We start from the raw sequence: 16,719 nt of genomic DNA, 5'->3' as shown, positions 1-16,719 counted from the left end.
TGTGAAAGCGGCTCCGGGCATTTGTGCACGGTTGTTGCTAGAGGCAAGGACATCGCTCCGACGGCCACCCCTTTCAGAAAGTGGGCGCGGAAGCGTGAGAAAGCATGAAGTGGTTGAGGGAGAGTAAAACCACAAGACTGAAGCAACATTGGAGCAATGAGGGGGACAACCTCTTTTTGCAACATCGAAACTGCTTGAATGCGACATGTGTCATGCAGCTTTGCGACAGTCCCGTAACGTTTCCGTGTGTTTATTTGGGCAACTATCGCCAACTGAACACGCGTGCTATAAGTTAGCGCCGACAAAAAGAATGAGCCGTCACCGCGGCACTGTGATGGCAGATAATTTCAAAACCAAAGGAGCAATCACAATGAAAGTGATGAAGTGGAGCGCCATCGCCCTGGCGGTTTCTGCAGGCAGCACACAACTGGCAATGGCCGAACCCTTCGTAGGTAATCAGGCTGACGCTAAAGGCTTTGTCGAAGACAGCAGCCTGAACTTCCTGGTTCGTAACTACTACTTCAATCGCGACAACAAGAACGGTAGCCGTGACCAGCGCGACTGGACCCAAGGCTTCTGGGGCAACTACAGCTCCGGCTTCACCCAAGGCACCGTGGGCTTTGGTGTTGACGCCTTCGGCTACCTGGGCCTGAAGCTCGACGGCGGCCGTGGCTACGGCGGCACCGGCAACCTCCCGGTCCACGACGATGGCCGCAAAGCTGATGACTTCGGCAAAGCTGGTGCAGCGCTGAAAGTTCGCGTATCCAAAACCGAGTTGAAACTCGGCGATATGCAACCGACCGCGCCGGTGTTCGCTGTAGGTGGTACCCGTCTGCTGCCGCAAACCGCCAGCGGCATCGCACTGATGAGCAGCGAGATCGAGGGCCTTGACCTTGAGGCTGGTCACTACTACTCCGGTACCGGCCAAGACACCACCAACCGCGATGGCAAGCTGACCGCCACCTACGCTTGGTATGGCGACAACGACCTCGACGCCCGCACCGTCGATTTCGTTGGTGGCAAGTACGCCTTCTCCGAGAACTTCACTGCCTCTCTGTATGGCTCGAAGTTCAAGGACGTCTGGAACCAGTACTACACCAACCTGAACTACACCCTGCCGATTGCTGATGATCAGTCGCTGGGCTTCGATTTCAACTACTACCGCACCACCGATTCCGGCTCGGCGAAAGCAGGCGATATCGATAACAACACCTTCTCCCTGGCCGCTGCGTATACTCTGAGCGCCCACACCTTCACCCTGGCCTTCCAGAAAGTTAACGGAGACACTCCGTTCGACTATCTCGGTGTAGGTGACAACAACGCAGGTGGCGACTCGATCTTCCTCGCCAACTCCGTTCAGTACTCTGACTTCAACGGCCCAGGCGAAAAATCCTGGCAGGCTCGTTACGATCTGAACATGGCTGAGTACGGCGTACCGGGCCTGACCTTCATGACCCGTTATATCACTGGTAAGGATATCGATGGCAGCCACATCGATCCGACCAGCGTATATGCCGCTTACGGCTACGGCGACGACGGCAAGCACCACGAAACCGACTTCGAAGCCAAGTACGTCGTACAAGCTGGCCCCGCGAAGGACCTGTCCTTCCGCATTCGCCAAGCCTGGCACCGCGCCAACACCGACCAGGCCGAAGGCGACAACAACGAGTTCCGCCTGATCGTCGACTACCCGCTGTCCGTCCTGTAATACAGAACGAACCGCAGGTAACTAAAAAGCCCGGCTTCTGCCGGGCTTTTTTATTGCAACTTACCTACAACTTCGAACGTATCTGTTACATCGGTAAAACATAGGTCCCGGTTACATGGGCGACCAATTCCTCGGGATTGCTGACCGAGTAGACAGCTACTTCGCAAACCACCTGCCGCCGACCGAGTTTCAATATCTTGGCTTCCGCCAACAGATCTTCCGGCTTCGGCTTGCTGAGAAAGTTGATATTGAGGTTGGAAGTAACAGCCATCTCGACGTTATCCAGTTGCGCCAGAATCACCGCGTACATCGCCGCGTCCGCCAGCGACATGATGGTCGGCCCGGAGACCGTGCCCCCCGGACGCACCATCCGCCCGTGGAACGGAACCCGCACGAAGGCGCTGCGCCCTTCCAGTGCATCGATGCGCAGATCCATGTCGTCCGCCATGGGCAATCCCGCGCGAATGAACGCCTGTACCTGCGCCGCAGTTAAACGACTCACGCCACTCCTCCCTCTCCGTCCGCCGCGCCCTGTACGCAGCCAGACCTGCACCGTACAATGCCCAGCCTATATTCCCCTTCGCAACCGACAAAACGGCCAAAGATGCGTACCAGTCAGTACCTGCTGTCCACCCTGAAAGAAACCCCTTCCGATGCGGTCGTGATCAGCCATCAGCTGATGCTGCGCGCCGGCATGATCCGCAAGCTGGCGTCCGGTCTGTACACCTGGCTGCCAATGGGTCTGCGGGTGCTGCGCAAGGTGGAGACCATCGTTCGCGAAGAAATGAACGCCGCCGGTGCCCTGGAGGTGCTGATGCCGGCCATCCAGCCCGCCGAACTGTGGCAGGAATCCGGTCGCTGGCAGCAGTACGGCCCCGAGCTGCTGCGCCTGAAGGATCGTCATGACCGCGACTTCTGCGTCGGCCCGACGCACGAGGAAGTGATTACCGATCTGGCACGCAATGAGCTGAACAGCTACAAGCAGCTGCCGATCAACATGTACCAGATCCAGACCAAGTTCCGTGACGAGATCCGTCCGCGCTTCGGCCTGATGCGTGGCCGCGAGTTCATCATGAAGGATGCCTACTCCTTCCACGCCAGCCAGGACTCGCTGCAGGCGACCTACGATGTCATGTATGGCGCGTACAGCAAGATCTTCACCCGCCTCGGCCTGGATTTCCGTGCCGTGCAGGCGGACAACGGCTCCATCGGCGGTAGTGGTTCCCACGAATTCCACGTGCTGGCCGGATCCGGTGAAGACGATATCGTCTTCGGCGAGTCCACCGATTACGCCGCCAACATCGAGAAGGCCGAGGCCCTGCCCCGCGAGACCGCTCGTGGCGCTGCCAGCGAAGAACTGCGCCTGGTCGATACTCCCGAGACCAAGACCATCGCCGCCCTGGTGGAGAAGTTCGGCCTGCCGATCGAGAAAACCATCAAGACTCTGGTGGTGCACGCCGCCGAGGAAGGCAAGCTGATCGCCCTGGTCGTCCGTGGCGACCACGAACTCAACGAGATCAAGGCCGGCAACCACCCGCTGGTGGCCAGCCCCCTGCAGATGGCCAGCGAAGCGGACATCAAGGCCGCCATCGGCGCCGCGCCCGGCTCCCTCGGCCCGCTGAACCTGCCGCTGCCCTGCATCATCGACCGCTCCGTCGCCCTGATGAGCAACTTTGCCGCCGGCGCCAACGTCGACGACAAGCACTACTTCGGCGTGAACTGGGAACGCGACCTGCCGGTACCGGAAGTCGCCGACCTGCGTAACGTCGTGGAAGGCGACCCGAGCCCGGACGGCAAGGGCACGCTGGTGATTCGTCGCGGCATCGAAGTGGGCCACATCTTCCAGCTCGGCACCAAGTACAGCGAAGCCATGAAGCTTGCCGTACTGGGCGAGAACGGCAAGCCGGTCACCCTGATCATGGGCTGCTACGGCATCGGTGTATCCCGCGTAGTCGCCGCCGCCATCGAGCAGAACTACGACGACCGCGGCATCCTCTGGCCGGCCGCCCTGGCGCCCTTCCAGGTCGCCATCGTGCCGATGAAGTACGAGAACGAGGCCGTGCGCGCCGCCACTGACAAGCTCTACGCGGACCTCACCGCCGCTGGCTTCGAAGTGCTGCTGGACGACCGCGACAAGAAGACCAGCCCCGGCGTGAAGTTCGCCGACATGGAGCTGATCGGCATCCCGCACCGCATCGTGGTCAGCGAGCGCGGCCTGGACGAAGGCACCCTGGAGTACAAGGGTCGCCGTGACGCCGAGTCGCAGCCTGTCGCCCTGTCCGACCTGCAAGCTTTCATCACGGCCAAGATCGGCAACTGAGCAGAGCGATGTCCACCCGAAGTACCTCAAGCCTCGTGGCTGCCGCCCTGTGCGGCAGCCTTCTGCTGAGCGGCTGCGCCAACCAGCTGCCGCAACGCAGCGAGCATGAAGAGCGTGTCGAGCGCAAATTGCTCGACCACAGCCTGCAGATCGACGTGGGCACCCCGGGCACGCTGGAACTGCCGCAGCGGCGTATTCGCGTGCAGGAACAGAAGACCTTCGAAGTCACCGAGTTCGAGGTCACCCGCCGCTACGACCGCTACACGCCGTACCAGGGCTGGCGCAAGGTCTACGAAATGCCGCTGGGCGTCGTCGCCTTCGTTGGCGGTATCGGCGCCAACGTGGTCAACGTGTTCGCCCTGGGCAACCTGCCCGAGAGCGTCACCCGCGGCTGGATCCGCTACGGCATCGATGGCATGAATCCGTTCATGAACGTCGAGTCCAACGGCCGTGCCGAGCAGAACCTGGCCTCGATCGACGAAAAACAGCGCGACAAGCGCACCGAGTACTCCAGCCTGCCCTGGTCGGAGCGCCCGGTGACCGTCACCGCCGGCAAGAACTCCCAGGAGCTGCTGACCGACCGTCACGGCGTGCTGCGCCTGAATCTGCTGGAAGGCCCGTTCAGCGACGACGAGGTCAGCCGCATCGGCCGCCTGCAGTTCAGCGTCCAGGACCCTTCCGACGACACCCGCGCCGACGCCAGCCTGCTGGTCAGCCGCTCTCTGCGCGGCAAGCTGCAGGAAGCCCACGCCCTGATTTACGATGACCTGGAAGGTGACGATGTGCACCACTGGGTACACCGGGTGAAACGCCTCTCCGACCTGGGCCTGGAAGAGGAAGCGAGCGAACTGGAACAGAGCCTGATCGAGCTGACCCGCAACGATCCGGAGCTGCAGAAGGAGTTTCTCCACAGCCTGATGACCGACGCCGGTCGCCTGGCAGCGGACCCCGGCGTCAGCAACTGACACCTAGCGGCGAACGATGAAGCCGGTGATGCCCTGGGGTGTCATCGGCTGCAGCTCCACCGCCGCCACCTTCGCCTTTACCGGTCCGCGCGCCAACCATTTCTCCAGCTCGCGTACCGCGTCTTCCTCGCCTTCGACCAACAGCTCCACGCGCCCATCTTCGAGGTTGCGTACCCAGCCGTCGATTTCCAGGCGCTCGGCCTGCTCCTGGGTGCTCTGGCGGTAATAAACACCCTGTACCTTGCCGCTGATGTAGCCGTGCAGACAGATCCTGGCCATTACTGTTTCTCCTCGCGCAACGCGCCAAGGCGCGCCAGCACGCCGGCGGCGGTCTGCTCGCCGAGCAACTGCTCGCGCAGCTTGCCCTCAGGGTCGACGATGTAGGTTACAGGCAAGGCTTCACTGCGCGGCAGGCTGAACCGCGGCGCGGGGTCATCGGCCAGCACGGTGTACTGCACGCCCAGTGCCTGTGAAGCCTTTGCCAGGTCTGCATCGCGCAGCCCATCGAAGTTCACCCCCAGCACCCGGAAGCCCTTGGCCTTGCCCTCCTCCGCCAGGTGATTCAGCTCGGGAATCTCCTTGCGACAGGGCGCGCACCACTCGGCCCAGTAATTGATAACTAGCCACTGGCCATCTACGCCGGCAGCGGGTACTTTCTGTCCATGCTGATCGGTGCCATAGTCCGCCGAGCAGCCGGCCAGGATCAGGCCGGCCATCAAGCCCATCACAATACGGAGCCGCACTCCCATGCCTTCAATCCTCGTGTATGCGGGGTGGTCATGATGCTCGATGCCCTGCGCCTGGAGGTGCCGGACATCCTCGAAGAAGACGCCGAGGCAATGAGCAACCTGGCGGCCGGGCTACAGGAATCGCGGCAGCAGCCCCTGCAGGAAGGTTTGCAGAAGGCTCTGGGCACGCTGTTCCGCCTCAACCGATGCGCGCTGACCTTACTGGAAAGGCAGCGCGCCCTGCAAAGCCTCAGCGAAGAATACCGGCATTACGAACGGCTGATCCGCCAGGAAAAGACGCCGCCGGCGTTGTTCGTGCACTTCTGCAGCGAGCTGGCCGCCGGCTTCAAGCGCCTGTTGCTGCAGATCCTGCACGGCCACAAGCCTTCGCGGCCGCACATGGCCTGGTGCTTGTACATGGCCCAGCATTTCCTCGCCCAGGCCCTGTTGCGCCATTACCAGCAATACCAGCAGCCGCCCGGCAGCCTCTGGCGTGACAGCCACCTGCTCTACTGGATCGGCGAGCATCAGGAGTGCCTGGACGAGCCGGTTGCCGCCGCTTTCGACCCGGTGCCCGCAGGCACCTTGCGCGGGCTGTACCAGCAGATCCTGCTGCTGGCCCTGAGCAATCCGTTCCACCTGACCGAAGGGGAAGCCCCGCAACTGTTCAGCGCGCTGGCACCGCTGGCCGCACTGGGTCGACTGCTGCCCTGGGACGATGAGGAACAGGAAGGCTTCGTGGTCGACCTGGGCTCTGACCAACCGTGCCTGGCCGCAGAGCAGGCACGCGATGCCCCGAAGGAGCAACTGCGCCGGCTGGAACTGGGTGCCCTGCTGATCGCCCTGCACGATCCCGCGCCGCTGCGTCGACTGGAGCAAGGCGCACTGCTGGATCGCGTCCGCCACCACTGGCTGGGCCACCAGACGCGCCGCCATGAGCGTGCAGAACAAACCGGCAACTGCCGCGTGGTAGTCGGCCTCCCAGCCATCCAGCAGCACCTGCTGGACAGCTCAGCCAGCCCCTGCCGGGAAGCCACGCTGATGGATGCCAGCGCGGGCGGCGCGCGCATTCTCTGTTCCGGCCAGCAGGCCGGGCAGCTCCCGGTCGGCCAACTCCTGCTGATCCCCAGCAACGGCGGCACTCCCACCCTGGCCGTGGTGCGCTGGCGACACCTCAACAGTGACGGGCTGCACCTGGGCCTGCGTTACCTCAAAGGGCTTCCCCGCCCGGTCTGGCTGCGCCGCGCACCTGACGCGCAGCGTCACCCCGGCGTGCTGCAGAGCACACCGGAACCGGGCAACGGCTGGTATCACGGGCTCTGGGTCGCCCAGGGGCAATTCGTCGAAGGCGAAAACCTCTGGCTGCAACTGGCCAGCTTCGACAACCAGACCATCCTGCCCCTGCCGGCAGCCAACCTCAGCACGCCACTGGTAGCTCGCCACCCGCTGCGCCTGGCCTGATTGTCGATTTTGGGAGAGATGTCACAGGCAAGATCGGCAGTAGGCCCGATATGCCAGGCATCTGCCTCCCTATAATTCGAACGTTCGTTCTGACTCTCGGGACGATTCTCGCTCGCCGATAACTCAGCGGCCTTCAGAATGCGACTGGCGCCATGCACGCCAGCCTCCAGCGACAGGACAGCCAGATGCAGCCTACAGACCAGCTTGTCAGCAAGGTTCCCAGCCATATTGTCGCCAGCGCCCGGCCGGCCAATGCGGCGAATGGAGGACGGCTGGCCGACTTCAATGTCGCGGTCTGGTTACATCTGCCCGGCGTAGCGGACCTGCCGGTAACACTGTTGCTCAACTACCGCGATGGGGAGCGCAGCCGGGAAGTGGTGATCGACCATGGCACGGTCAATAAACAGAGTCGCATCCTGCTCTCAGGTGTGGCCCGACTGCCGTTCTCCCTGCGGATCGAGGATGCGCAGATCAAGCTTCGCGCGGCCGTTCCTCTGTCGCGGGTGATTGCCGAGGAGGTCTTCATGCAGGCGGTAGAGCAACAGGCGGGCGCCGCGCGTCCGGTAGCCACCAGCCTCTAAGGGTCAGCCCAGCTGTCGCACCGGGGTTTCATCCGACGACTCGGCCGCAACGCTTTCGGCGTTGTCGTGCGGGACGGACGGCAGGAGCGATTCAGGCCAGCAGCTGAATTGCAGACCAGTGATTCGATTCAACCGCTCCAGAGCGCTCGTCAGATCGCGCTGATGCAGGTGCACTACGTTGTTCTGGTCTTTTTTCATGGATTCGCTGGCCTTGGAGGAACTTCTGAAGGACTTCTGTGTCCTGTTACCTCCATAGCCAGAACTGTGCCAATTCTGAAATAGCGAGAATTGGCGCATTTCTGAAGTGGTACAAAGCCGCGACAGAATCAGATTCGCCGCAAACTGACGTTTTGCGTCACTCGGAATGTGACGGCTTCAACCATTTCGCCAGGCTATCGCCGAACAGCTCCTGTCGGTCAGCCTGATAGCGCGCCAGCGTTTCTCGCAACTGCGGGTACCACGGCTCATCCAGAGTCGTCGGCAAGGCCTCCAGACACGGCAATGGCCAGGGGCTGCGGTTGAGCAGGTGGTGCAGGCTGTAGCTGCCCAGGTCGCGGCACAGCACCCAGGCCGCGGTGGTCGAGCCGGCGCGGCAGACCAGTTGCTCGCCCTCCAGGAAATCCAGCACCTCTTCCCACTCGTCTTCCGGCAGCAACCAGCCCGCCCGATGCAGGTGCGCCAGGCGCGTCGGCAAGCCATGGCGCTGGCGGTCGAAGAACACCCGCAGTACGCCGAGGATGACCAGCAGGCGTGGCATGGCGCGTCGACGCCAGAGCCGGGTCGACGACAGGTTGCAGACCAGCTCCGCACCAAACAGCACGATCAGCCACGACAGGTAGATCCACAGCAGGAACAGCGGCACCGTGGCGAAGGCACCGTAGATCAGCTTGTAGCCGGGGAAGAAGCTGACATAGAAGCCGAACAGCGACTTCGCCGCTTCGAACAGGATCGAGGTGAACACACCGCCGGCCAGGGCGTGCAGGAACGGCACCCGCGCGTTGGGCACCGCCGCATAGATCAGGGTGAAGGCCGCCACGCTGGCCAGCAATGGCATGAACTTCAGCAGCATCGCCGCACCCGGCAGCGCATGGGGGCCGGAGAGCAGCGACAGCGAAGTGATGTAGGTGGACACGGCGAAACCGGTCCCCAGCAGCAACGGGCCCAGGCTGAGGATCGCCCAGTACAGCAGGAAGCGCGTTACGCCCCGCCGTGGTTGACGCACACGCCAGATGGCGTTGAAGGCCTTCTCGATGGTCACCAGCATGGTGAACGCAGTCACCGCCAGGAAGGCCACGCCCAGCCAGGTCAGGTGGCGCGCCTGCACGGTGAAGTTGCGCAGGTAGGCTTCCACTGCCTCGCCGGTAGAGGGCACGAAGTTGCGGAACACGAACAGCTGGATGCGCTCGCCCATGCCCTCGAAGGCCGGTACGGCGGAGAGCATGGCGAAGGTCACGGTCATCATCGGGACGACCGCGAACAGCGTGGTGTAGGTCAGGGCCGCGGCGCTGTTGGGCGCCTTGTCGGCCAGGAAGCGCTGGACCAGATAGCGGCCGAATTCGACCAGGCCCTGCAAGCGTTCGTGCATGAAGTGTCCTTTGGCTGCACTGAAAAAACCGTCCTCGTAGATCGCGGCGAACGACAGCGGTTCAGTCCAGTCCGAGGAGGCGGTTAGAATAGCCGCCACTTCATCGGCCTTGCGAGTCCCGGCACATGAGCCAGATTTCACTTTTTCATAATCCGCGCTGCTCCAAATCCCGCGGCGCCCTCGAACTGCTCGAGGAACGCGCCATCCAGCCCGAGATCATCCGCTACCTGGAAACTCCGCCCAGCGCGGCCGAACTCAAGGCGCTGCTCGGTAAGCTGGGCATCGGCGCACGCCAACTGCTGCGCACCGGCGAGGACGAATACAAGGAGCTGAACCTGGCCAACCCGGCACTGGGCGACGACCAACTGATCGAGGCGATGGCCAGCCATCCCAAGCTGATCGAGCGGCCGATCCTCGTCGTCGGCGACAAGGCGGTCATCGGCCGCCCGCCGGAGAAGGTTCTGGAGATCCTGCCTTGAGCACGCCTTACGTCCTCGTCCTCTACTACAGCCGCCACGGCGCCACCGCCGAAATGGCCCGGCAGATTGCCCGCGGCGTCGAGGCCGGCGGCCTGGAAGCGCGCGTGCGCACGGTGCCGGCGGTGTCCACCGAGTGCGAAGCCGTCGCCCCGGACATTCCGGCAGAAGGCGCGCTCTACGCCACCCTGGATGACCTGAAGGACTGCTCCGGCCTGGTCCTCGGCAGCCCGACCCGCTTCGGCAACATGGCCGCGCCGCTCAAGTACTTCCTCGATGGCACCAGCAGCCTGTGGCTGACCGGTGGCCTGGTAGGCAAGCCGGCGGCAGTCTTCACCTCGACCGCCAGCCTGCATGGCGGCCAGGAAACCACCCAGCTGTCGATGCTGCTGCCACTGCTGCACCACGGCATGATCGTCACCGGCATTCCCTACAGCGAGCCCGCCCTGCTGGAAACCCGCGGCGGCGGCACGCCTTACGGCGCCAGCCATTTCGCCGGCGCCGATGGCAAGCGCAGCCTGGACGAACACGAGATCACCCTGTGCCGCGCGCTCGGAAAGCGCCTGGCCGAAGTCGCCCGCAAACTGGAGAGCTGAATGGCCCGCAAGAACAAACCGCTGCCGCCCATGGACTGGCTCAAACCCCGGCTGGCCGCCAGCCGCGCGGTGGCGCTGGGCAGCTTCATCGGGCTGATCCTGCTCATCGTCATCTGGGACCTGCTGTTCGCCGACGCCCACGGCGGCGCGCGCTGGGTACCCTGGGTGTTCCTGGGCTTCAAGCTGCTGCCGCTGCTGGTCGTGGCGCCGGGCATCCTGATCGGTAGCGCGCGTGGCCATGCCTGGGCGTGCTACGTGATCAACCTGTACTTCATCCTCGGCGTGCTCAACGCCTTCGATCCCAACCACGCCATCTTCGGCTGGGCGGAGATCATCCTCAGCGTGTCGCTGTTCTGCTCGGCGCTGATGTACACGCGCTGGCGCTTCCAGTACGACCGCAAGCTGGCCGGCGAAGGCCAGGAACCGCAGCAGGAAGCGACGAGCGTCTGATAAGGGAGTCGGGGAAACCGGGGCTTACCAGCCCATGGTTTCCTTGAGGAAGGGAATGGTCAGCTTGCGCTGCGCCTGCAGCGAGGCCTTGTCCAGCTCGTCCAGCAGGTCGAAGAGGAACTGCATGCTGCGCGCGCCACGGGTAAGGATAAAGCGCCCCACTTCATCGGTCAGGTGCAGCCCACGGCGCGAGGCGCGCAGCTGAAGGGCGCGCAGCTTCTCGTCATCGGTCAGCGGGTGCAGCTGGAAGATCAGCGAGAGCGTCAGGCGGGATTTCAGGTCCGGCAGCTTCACCCCCAGCTCGCGCGGCGACACCGAGGCCGACAGCAGCAGCTTGCGGCCGGAATCGCGCAGGCGGTTGAACAGGTGGAACAGCGCCTCTTCCCATTCGCGCTTGCCGGCCAGGGCGTCGAGATCGTCCAGGCACACCAGCTCGCGCTGTTCGAGGTTGTCGAAGATTTCCGGACCGTAGGCCACCAGGTCCGCCATCGGCAGGTAGACGGACGGCTCACCCAGTTGCTCGGACCGAATGCAGGCAGCCTGCAGCAGGTGACTGCGGCCCACGCCTTCGGCGCCCCAGAGATAGATCAGGCTTTCCGTCCACCCCGCCTCGGGCTCGCAAAGACGCTCGACATAGCCGAGCGCCGCGGCGTTGGCACCGGGGTAGTAGTTGGCGAACGTTGCGTCATCGCGCAGACGTACGCTGAGTGGGAGCTGCATAGGAGTCATGCCGGGCCGGGCGTTTCTTCAATCGCTTGGGGTGGGCCTTGGTGACTGAAAGTTTATCCAAATCAGAAGGATAACGCAGCTACCACGTGCGACTCAGAGCCACCGGCGCCGGGAAGCGGGACTTCGCCCGCCTCCGCAGGGCTCATTACCAGTGGAAGCGCAGGGTGTTCTGCGCCGGCACGGCCGCGTTCGGCACCGGTTGGCCATTGGCGTCGACCGCCGGTTGCGCCGGCTCCGCCGGGGCTTCCTGCAGGCGGGCCAGAGCCAGTTGCGCACGCAGTTGCTCGGGGCTGGCGGTGACGCGGTAGACGAGACGGTTGCCCTGTACCTCCACCAGCTTGGCGCCCATGGGCTCCAGCAGGCGCGAGACTTCGGCGTAGCGCGCCAGGTCGGCGCCCTCGATCTGCAGGACCTGGGCCGAAGCCGAGCCTGCCGAACCGACGAAACGCTGCGACAGGCGCTGGGACACGCCGAGCATTACCGCATCGGCCAGCGCGTCCGGGGTATCGCCCTGGGCCTGGCCCTGTTCGCGGCTGTCGCCCATCCACACGCGCCAGGTGGCGGTCCACTTGCCGTCGGCTTCCTTGGCGTCCACCGCCAGCAGGGCATCGGCGCCGTAGCGTTCGGAGGCGGACTTCAAAACATCCGGCTGGGCGGCGTTGAGATTTTCGGGAGTACCGACCTGCTGTTCGCTGAGGTCGGCGATCGGCAGGCGCAGCGGCAGGCCGCGGCGCTGGGCGGCGCGGTTCAGCGGGGCGGAGGCTTCCTGGCTGTCGCCGACCAGGCTGCTGCCGTTGGCGCTTTCGTTCAGCCACCAGGCCAGCACGCTCGGGCGGCTGGCACCCCAGACCGGCAGGCCGGCCTGGCGCAGGGCGTTGTCGGTGGCAGTCGGGTCGAAGTCCACCACCAGCGCCATGGGCGGGCCATTCTCGAAGCCGTACTGGCTGATCAGTTGCTGCGGGTCCTTGAAGTAGCCGGCCAGGGCCGGGCTCTGCGCAGCGCTGGCATTGCCGGTCAGGCGCAGTACCAGGGTCTGCAGGGCGCGGGTCAGGCCGGCGTTGCGCTCGTCCGGCTGCTGGGAGGCGACCGGTTCGTGCACCTGGTACAGGTTGCCCAGCGTTTCAGCGAAGGACGGCAGGCTGAACAGCGTCAGGCAGAGGATCAACAGGCGGGCGGTCAGGCGCATGGCGGGTTCTCGCGCAGGAAAACGAAGGCACCGTCGACAAACGCGACGGCAAGGAAGGCCTATACCTTAAACAGCCGTCCGGCCAGCGGCAACAGCGCGAGATGGCCGCTGCCGGGCAAGCCTGATAAAATCCCGCGCCTCCCGCGCAGGCCGGGAAGCGCAAACGGCGCACCCGGCGGCAAGACGAATCATCCCTTCTATAGGCCTGGATTTATGAGCAGCAAGCAACCCTCGTTGAGCTACAAGGACGCCGGTGTGGACATCGACGCCGGCGAAGCCCTGGTCGAACGCATCAAAGGCGTCGCCAAGCGCACCGCACGTCCTGAAGTGATGGGAGGCCTGGGTGGCTTTGGCGCTCTGTGCGAAATCCCGGCTGGCTACAAGCAACCCGTGCTGGTGTCCGGCACCGATGGCGTCGGCACCAAGCTGCGACTGGCGCTGAACCTGAACAAGCACGACAGCATCGGCCAGGACCTGGTCGCCATGTGCGTGAACGACCTGGTCGTCTGCGGCGCCGAGCCACTGTTCTTCCTCGACTACTACGCCACCGGCAAACTCAATGTCGACGTGGCCGCCACCGTGGTCACCGGCATCGGTGCCGGCTGCGAGCTGGCCGGCTGCTCCCTGGTCGGTGGTGAAACCGCCGAAATGCCGGGCATGTACGAAGGCGAAGACTACGACCTGGCTGGCTTCTGCGTCGGCGTGGTGGAAAAATCGGAAATCATCGACGGCTCGAAAGTGGTTGCCGGCGACGCCCTGATCGCCCTGCCCTCCTCCGGCCCGCACTCCAACGGTTACTCGCTGATCCGCAAGATCATCGAAGTCTCCGGCGCCGACATCGAATCCACCCAGCTGAACGGCAAGCCCCTCGCCGACCTGCTGATGGCCCCGACCCGCATCTACGTCAAGCCGCTGCTGCAACTGATCAAGCAGACCGGCGCGGTCAAGGCCATGGCCCACATTACCGGCGGCGGCCTGCTGGACAACATCCCGCGCGTGCTGCCGGACAACGCCCAGGCGGTGGTCGATGTAGCCAGCTGGCAGCGCCCGGCGGTCTTCGACTGGCTGCAGGAAAAAGGCAACGTCGACGAGACCGAGATGCACCGCGTGCTGAACTGCGGCGTCGGCATGGTCATCTGCGTCGCCCAGGATCAGGTCGATGCTTCCCTGAAGGCCCTGCGTGACGCCGGCGAGCAGCCGTGGGTCATCGGCCGCATCGAGGCTTGTGCCGCCGACGCCGAGCGCGTGGTCCTGAACAACCTGAAAGGCCACTGATGTCCACACCTTGCAATGTCGTGGTGCTAATTTCCGGCTCCGGCAGCAACCTGCAAGCCCTGATCGACAGTCTCGCCGGCGCCGACACGCCGGCAGTGATCCGCGCGGTGATCTCCAACCGCGCGGACGCTTACGGCCTGGAGCGCGCGCGTAAGGCCGGCATCGAGACCCGTTTCCTCGACCACAAGGCCTACGCCGACCGCGAAAGCTTCGATGCCGCGCTGATCCAGGCCATCGATGGCTTCGACGCCGACCTGGTGCTGCTCGCCGGCTTCATGCGCATCCTCAGCGCCGACTTCGTGCGTCACTATCAGGGCCGCCTGCTGAACATCCATCCGTCCCTGTTGCCCAAGTACAAGGGCCTGCACACGCACCAGCGGGCGCTGGAGGCTGGCGATGCCGAGCACGGCTGCAGCGTACACTTCGTCACGGAGGAACTTGATGGTGGTCCTCTGGTCGTACAGGCGGCAATCCCGGTAGAGTCTGACGACACGCCGGAAACGCTGGCCCAGCGCGTGCACGTGCAGGAACATGTGATCTATCCGCTGGCCATGCGCTGGTTCGCCGAAGGCCGAGTCAGGCTCGGCGAACATGGCGCCATGCTGGATGGGGAGCTTCTGCCCGCATCCGGCCATTCGTACCGAACCTAGGAGATTCGCGATGCGTAGAGCTCTGTTATTCCTGATGGCCGTGCTGACCCTGCCGGCCCAGGCTTATGAGCTGGAACCGTTCGACGCCAGCTACACCGCCGACTGGAAGCAGATGCCCATCAGCGGCACCGCCTCCCGCAGCCTCAAGCAAGGCGACGGCGGCCGCTGGGAGCTGAATTTCAAGGCCTCCATGCTGCTCGCCAGCCTGACCGAGAACAGCACGTTCAAGGTCGAGAACGACACCTACCTGCCGCTGACCTACCGCTGGGCCCGCGAAGGCCTGGGCAAGAACAAGCAGACCGAGCTCGATTTCGACTGGGCCGAGAAGCAGGTGCTGGGCAGCGACCGTGGCGACCAGGTACGCCAGCCGCTGAACAAGGGCCAACTGGACAAGTCCACCTACCAACTCGCGCTGCAGCATGACGTGGCCGTTGGCAAGAAGGCCATGAGCTACCAGGTCATCGAGGGAACCGACGTCGATACCTACGACTTCCGTGTTCTCGGCGAGGAGAAGGTGCGTACCCAGGCCGGCCTGATCACCGCGATCAAGGTGGAGCGGGTGCGTGACCCCACCAAGAGCAACCGCAAGACCATCCTCTGGTTTGCCAAGGATTGGGACTTCCTCCTCGTGCGCCTGTACCAACAGGAGTCCGACGGCAAGGAGTACCAGATCATGCTCAAGGAAGGCACCGTGAACGGCAAGGCGGTTCAGGGGGAGAAAGGCTGATCCTTCAGCGCACAAGAAAAGCCGGGCGATGCCCGGCTTTTTTATTGGCCGCTCACTGCGGCGTACAGCGCTTCGTAGGAACGAGGGGGAAGCCCAGTCCTTGCTCGCGAACAGAGCCACCCGGCGACATCGATGTTGGTCGATCCGCGGGCAATAACGATGGCGCCCCCTCGCACCCACAGGGCCTACGCCACGAGTGGCGCAGAAACGAAAAAGCCGGGCAACGCCCGGCTTTTCCTTGCTTGGAGAATCAGCCTTCGTTCGACGGCTTGCGCTTGAATCGCCGTGCGATCCAGCCGATGGCCAGGGCCGGGACGATCCACAGCTTCTTCAGCAGAACCAGCAGGGTGGCGAACAGGCCAACCTTGGCAGCAACCTTGCCGGCGATCAGCGCGCCCAGGCCGTAGGCGGCAACCTTGTCGACGCTGGGATTGAAGTCGACGTAGCGGTTGCCCGGGTTGAACTCGGTCATCGCCAATACCTTGCCGACGTTCTTCTCGATTTCCGGCAGTTGCTCCATGCCCGCGACGAAGTTCAAAACCAGCACGCCTTTGCGGCCCAGCGCGCGGATGTTGTAGTTCAGCGTGTGCTCCTTGGCGTCGCCGAACTGCAGCTCCTTGGCCCAGTAGAGCTTCTTCTCGGCGGCGTCGTAACGCGGCGGCGCGGCCCAGCCAATCAGCTGGATGGCCTCGAAACCCTGCTGCTCGCGCTGCGGATTGGCCTGCTTGAGGTCGTCCTGCATGTCCTTGAGCATCTCGGCGTAATCGATCTTCGCCGCGTCCTCGTCGGACACGTAGCCGCTCTCCTCGTATTGCACAGTCACTGCCCAGGAGGCGGCTTCGAAGGGCGAGACGCCGGCCGGCATCAGCATGCCCAGCGGCGGCTCGGAGCTGGGCGGGTTACCCCAGGCTTCCAGTACGCGCTCGGCATCCTTGCTGTCGAGGAAGACGAAATTATCCGGCAGGTCGAAGGTGGCGAGGTTGTCGCCCACTACCACCTTGCCCTTCTGGAAATGCAGGCTGGCGACGAAGGTCTCGGGCGACATCTCCTCGTCCGACTCGGCGGCGGGAGCAGCGGCAGCCGCGGGGGCTTCGCTCTGGTTGGAGGTAGCGGGTGCAGCGAACGCCGGGGCAGCGACGGCCTGGGCGAGCAAGGCAACGAGGAAGAGGGCTTTGCCATCCATAGAGGTGAATCTCCTGAATCGAATCCATGACATCGGCGGCCACCGGTGGTGGCGCCGGGCGCGGATTGTCTCACTGACCCAGTCGGTCTGTAACAGGAA

General features: G+C 63.9%; 19 protein-coding genes. 11 read left to right on the top strand and 8 right to left on the bottom strand.

All coding sequences use genetic code 11. The features are described from left to right. Nucleotides 1–370: 370 nt before the first annotated feature. Nucleotides 371–1,708: an OprD family porin gene (locus A9513_RS24270; protein WP_065085799.1), complete on the top strand. Its 1,338-nt coding sequence runs from the start codon at nucleotides 371–373 to the stop codon at nucleotides 1,706–1,708. Nucleotides 1,709–1,793: 85 nt separating this feature from the next. Here A9513_RS24270 and A9513_RS24265 read toward each other — a convergent pair whose 3' ends face one another. Further along, nucleotides 1,794–2,156, bottom strand: a complete 363-nt coding sequence (locus A9513_RS24265) for a PaaI family thioesterase (protein WP_089285724.1) — start codon at nucleotides 2,154–2,156, stop codon at nucleotides 1,794–1,796. Between the two features lie 156 nt (nucleotides 2,157–2,312). Between A9513_RS24265 and A9513_RS24260 the strand changes: the two genes are divergently transcribed. Both A9513_RS24260 and A9513_RS24255 read left to right on the top strand, forming a co-directional pair. After that, nucleotides 2,313–4,028: a proline--tRNA ligase gene (locus A9513_RS24260; RefSeq protein ID WP_065085798.1), complete on the top strand. Its 1,716-nt coding sequence runs from the start codon at nucleotides 2,313–2,315 to the stop codon at nucleotides 4,026–4,028. An 8-nt stretch (nucleotides 4,029–4,036) separates the two neighbouring features. Then, nucleotides 4,037–4,993 carry a hypothetical protein gene (locus A9513_RS24255; protein WP_024764550.1) on the top strand — a complete coding sequence of 319 codons (957 nt, stop codon included), beginning with the start codon at nucleotides 4,037–4,039 and terminating at the stop codon, nucleotides 4,991–4,993. A gap of 3 nt (nucleotides 4,994–4,996) precedes the next feature. On the opposite strand, the gene A9513_RS24250 is transcribed toward A9513_RS24255, so the two are convergent. Continuing rightward, nucleotides 4,997–5,272 (bottom strand): acylphosphatase, encoded by a 276-nt coding sequence (locus A9513_RS24250; RefSeq protein ID WP_024764551.1) that lies wholly within the window; start codon nucleotides 5,270–5,272, stop codon nucleotides 4,997–4,999. Further along, on the bottom strand, nucleotides 5,272–5,742 hold the full coding sequence (locus A9513_RS24245) for a TlpA disulfide reductase family protein (protein WP_065085797.1): 471 nt from the start codon (nucleotides 5,740–5,742) through the stop codon (nucleotides 5,272–5,274). Before A9513_RS24245 ends, A9513_RS24250 begins: the two co-directional genes overlap by 1 nt. Before the next feature lie 30 nt (nucleotides 5,743–5,772). On the opposite strand from A9513_RS24245, the gene A9513_RS24240 reads away from it, so the two are divergent. Both A9513_RS24240 and A9513_RS24235 read left to right on the top strand, forming a co-directional pair. After that, nucleotides 5,773–7,182: a PilZ domain-containing protein gene (locus tag A9513_RS24240; protein ID WP_024764553.1), complete on the top strand. Its 1,410-nt coding sequence runs from the start codon at nucleotides 5,773–5,775 to the stop codon at nucleotides 7,180–7,182. Nucleotides 7,183–7,367: 185 nt separating this feature from the next. Beyond that, the gene (locus tag A9513_RS24235) at nucleotides 7,368–7,763 is read left to right on the top strand and encodes a hypothetical protein (RefSeq protein WP_037013718.1); all 396 of its coding nucleotides are present in this window, start codon (nucleotides 7,368–7,370) and stop codon (nucleotides 7,761–7,763) included. Nucleotides 7,764–7,766: 3 nt separating this feature from the next. Here the strand turns inward: A9513_RS24235 and A9513_RS24230 are convergent, their stop codons facing one another. Beyond that, a complete protein-coding gene (locus A9513_RS24230; protein WP_065085796.1) occupies nucleotides 7,767–7,961 on the bottom strand; it encodes a hypothetical protein in 195 nt (64 codons plus the stop codon). 157 nt (nucleotides 7,962–8,118) lie between these two features. Then, a complete protein-coding gene (locus tag A9513_RS24225; RefSeq protein WP_024764555.1) occupies nucleotides 8,119–9,348 on the bottom strand; it encodes a YihY family inner membrane protein in 1,230 nt (409 codons plus the stop codon). Between the two features lie 125 nt (nucleotides 9,349–9,473). Between A9513_RS24225 and arsC the strand changes: the two genes are divergently transcribed. From arsC to A9513_RS24210, 3 genes are read left to right on the top strand one after another with little or no spacing between them, the layout of a single operon-like run. Then, nucleotides 9,474–9,827 (top strand): arsenate reductase (glutaredoxin), encoded by a 354-nt coding sequence (gene arsC / locus A9513_RS24220; protein WP_065085795.1) that lies wholly within the window; start codon nucleotides 9,474–9,476, stop codon nucleotides 9,825–9,827. Further along, a complete protein-coding gene (gene wrbA, locus A9513_RS24215; protein ID WP_065085794.1) occupies nucleotides 9,824–10,420 on the top strand; it encodes an NAD(P)H:quinone oxidoreductase in 597 nt (198 codons plus the stop codon). The genes arsC and wrbA overlap by 4 nt, the downstream gene beginning before the upstream one ends. After that, nucleotides 10,421–10,870 (top strand): DUF2069 domain-containing protein, encoded by a 450-nt coding sequence (locus A9513_RS24210; protein WP_065085793.1) that lies wholly within the window; start codon nucleotides 10,421–10,423, stop codon nucleotides 10,868–10,870. 24 nt (nucleotides 10,871–10,894) lie between these two features. Here the strand turns inward: A9513_RS24210 and hda are convergent, their stop codons facing one another. Both hda and A9513_RS24200 read right to left on the bottom strand, forming a co-directional pair. Beyond that, nucleotides 10,895–11,599 carry a DnaA regulatory inactivator Hda gene (hda, locus tag A9513_RS24205; protein ID WP_024764559.1) on the bottom strand — a complete coding sequence of 235 codons (705 nt, stop codon included), beginning with the start codon at nucleotides 11,597–11,599 and terminating at the stop codon, nucleotides 10,895–10,897. 145 nt (nucleotides 11,600–11,744) lie between these two features. Continuing rightward, nucleotides 11,745–12,785, bottom strand: a complete 1,041-nt coding sequence (locus A9513_RS24200; RefSeq protein WP_065085792.1) for a DUF2066 domain-containing protein — start codon at nucleotides 12,783–12,785, stop codon at nucleotides 11,745–11,747. A 213-nt stretch (nucleotides 12,786–12,998) separates the two neighbouring features. On the opposite strand from A9513_RS24200, the gene purM reads away from it, so the two are divergent. Genes purM through A9513_RS24185 form a run of 3 tightly spaced genes read left to right on the top strand, consistent with a single transcriptional unit; the run spans nucleotide 12,999 to nucleotide 15,437 of the window. After that, on the top strand, nucleotides 12,999–14,060 hold the full coding sequence (gene purM / locus A9513_RS24195) for a phosphoribosylformylglycinamidine cyclo-ligase (RefSeq protein ID WP_065085791.1): 1,062 nt from the start codon (nucleotides 12,999–13,001) through the stop codon (nucleotides 14,058–14,060). Continuing rightward, the gene (gene purN, locus A9513_RS24190; protein ID WP_024764561.1) at nucleotides 14,060–14,710 is read left to right on the top strand and encodes a phosphoribosylglycinamide formyltransferase; all 651 of its coding nucleotides are present in this window, start codon (nucleotides 14,060–14,062) and stop codon (nucleotides 14,708–14,710) included. The genes purM and purN overlap by 1 nt, the downstream gene beginning before the upstream one ends. Before the next feature lie 10 nt (nucleotides 14,711–14,720). Next, complete coding sequence (locus A9513_RS24185) at nucleotides 14,721–15,437, top strand: DUF3108 domain-containing protein (protein ID WP_024764562.1); 717 nt, start codon at nucleotides 14,721–14,723, stop codon at nucleotides 15,435–15,437. Nucleotides 15,438–15,687: 250 nt separating this feature from the next. Here the strand turns inward: A9513_RS24185 and A9513_RS24180 are convergent, their stop codons facing one another. Next, a complete protein-coding gene (locus tag A9513_RS24180) occupies nucleotides 15,688–16,620 on the bottom strand; it encodes a DUF2167 domain-containing protein (protein WP_038803295.1) in 933 nt (310 codons plus the stop codon). Nucleotides 16,621–16,719: the final 99 nt, after the last annotated feature.

It is taken from the genome of Pseudomonas sp. AU12215 (genome assembly GCF_001675465.2).
Lineage (GTDB): Bacteria > Pseudomonadota > Gammaproteobacteria > Pseudomonadales > Pseudomonadaceae > Pseudomonas > Pseudomonas nitroreducens.
Note: the sequence above shows the minus strand (reverse complement) of the source record. Positions and strands in the feature narration are given on the sequence as shown.

Coding starts and splice junctions, on each gene's coding strand:
- A9513_RS24270 (WP_065085799.1), top strand. CDS start 371: ATGAAAGTGATGAAGTGGAGCGCCATCGCCCTGGCGGTTTCTGCAGGC.
- A9513_RS24265 (WP_089285724.1), bottom strand. CDS start 2,156: ATGGCGGACGACATGGATCTGCGCATCGATGCACTGGAAGGGCGCAGC.
- A9513_RS24260 (WP_065085798.1), top strand. CDS start 2,313: ATGCGTACCAGTCAGTACCTGCTGTCCACCCTGAAAGAAACCCCTTCC.
- A9513_RS24255 (WP_024764550.1), top strand. CDS start 4,037: ATGTCCACCCGAAGTACCTCAAGCCTCGTGGCTGCCGCCCTGTGCGGC.
- A9513_RS24250 (WP_024764551.1), bottom strand. CDS start 5,272: ATGGCCAGGATCTGTCTGCACGGCTACATCAGCGGCAAGGTACAGGGT.
- A9513_RS24245 (WP_065085797.1), bottom strand. CDS start 5,742: ATGGGAGTGCGGCTCCGTATTGTGATGGGCTTGATGGCCGGCCTGATC.
- A9513_RS24240 (WP_024764553.1), top strand. CDS start 5,773: ATGATGCTCGATGCCCTGCGCCTGGAGGTGCCGGACATCCTCGAAGAA.
- A9513_RS24235 (WP_037013718.1), top strand. CDS start 7,368: ATGCAGCCTACAGACCAGCTTGTCAGCAAGGTTCCCAGCCATATTGTC.
- A9513_RS24230 (WP_065085796.1), bottom strand. CDS start 7,961: ATGAAAAAAGACCAGAACAACGTAGTGCACCTGCATCAGCGCGATCTG.
- A9513_RS24225 (WP_024764555.1), bottom strand. CDS start 9,348: ATGCACGAACGCTTGCAGGGCCTGGTCGAATTCGGCCGCTATCTGGTC.
- arsC (WP_065085795.1), top strand. CDS start 9,474: ATGAGCCAGATTTCACTTTTTCATAATCCGCGCTGCTCCAAATCCCGC.
- A9513_RS24210 (WP_065085793.1), top strand. CDS start 10,421: ATGGCCCGCAAGAACAAACCGCTGCCGCCCATGGACTGGCTCAAACCC.
- hda (WP_024764559.1), bottom strand. CDS start 11,599: ATGACTCCTATGCAGCTCCCACTCAGCGTACGTCTGCGCGATGACGCA.
- A9513_RS24200 (WP_065085792.1), bottom strand. CDS start 12,785: ATGCGCCTGACCGCCCGCCTGTTGATCCTCTGCCTGACGCTGTTCAGC.
- purM (WP_065085791.1), top strand. CDS start 12,999: ATGAGCAGCAAGCAACCCTCGTTGAGCTACAAGGACGCCGGTGTGGAC.
- purN (WP_024764561.1), top strand. CDS start 14,060: ATGTCCACACCTTGCAATGTCGTGGTGCTAATTTCCGGCTCCGGCAGC.
- A9513_RS24185 (WP_024764562.1), top strand. CDS start 14,721: ATGCGTAGAGCTCTGTTATTCCTGATGGCCGTGCTGACCCTGCCGGCC.
- A9513_RS24180 (WP_038803295.1), bottom strand. CDS start 16,620: ATGGATGGCAAAGCCCTCTTCCTCGTTGCCTTGCTCGCCCAGGCCGTC.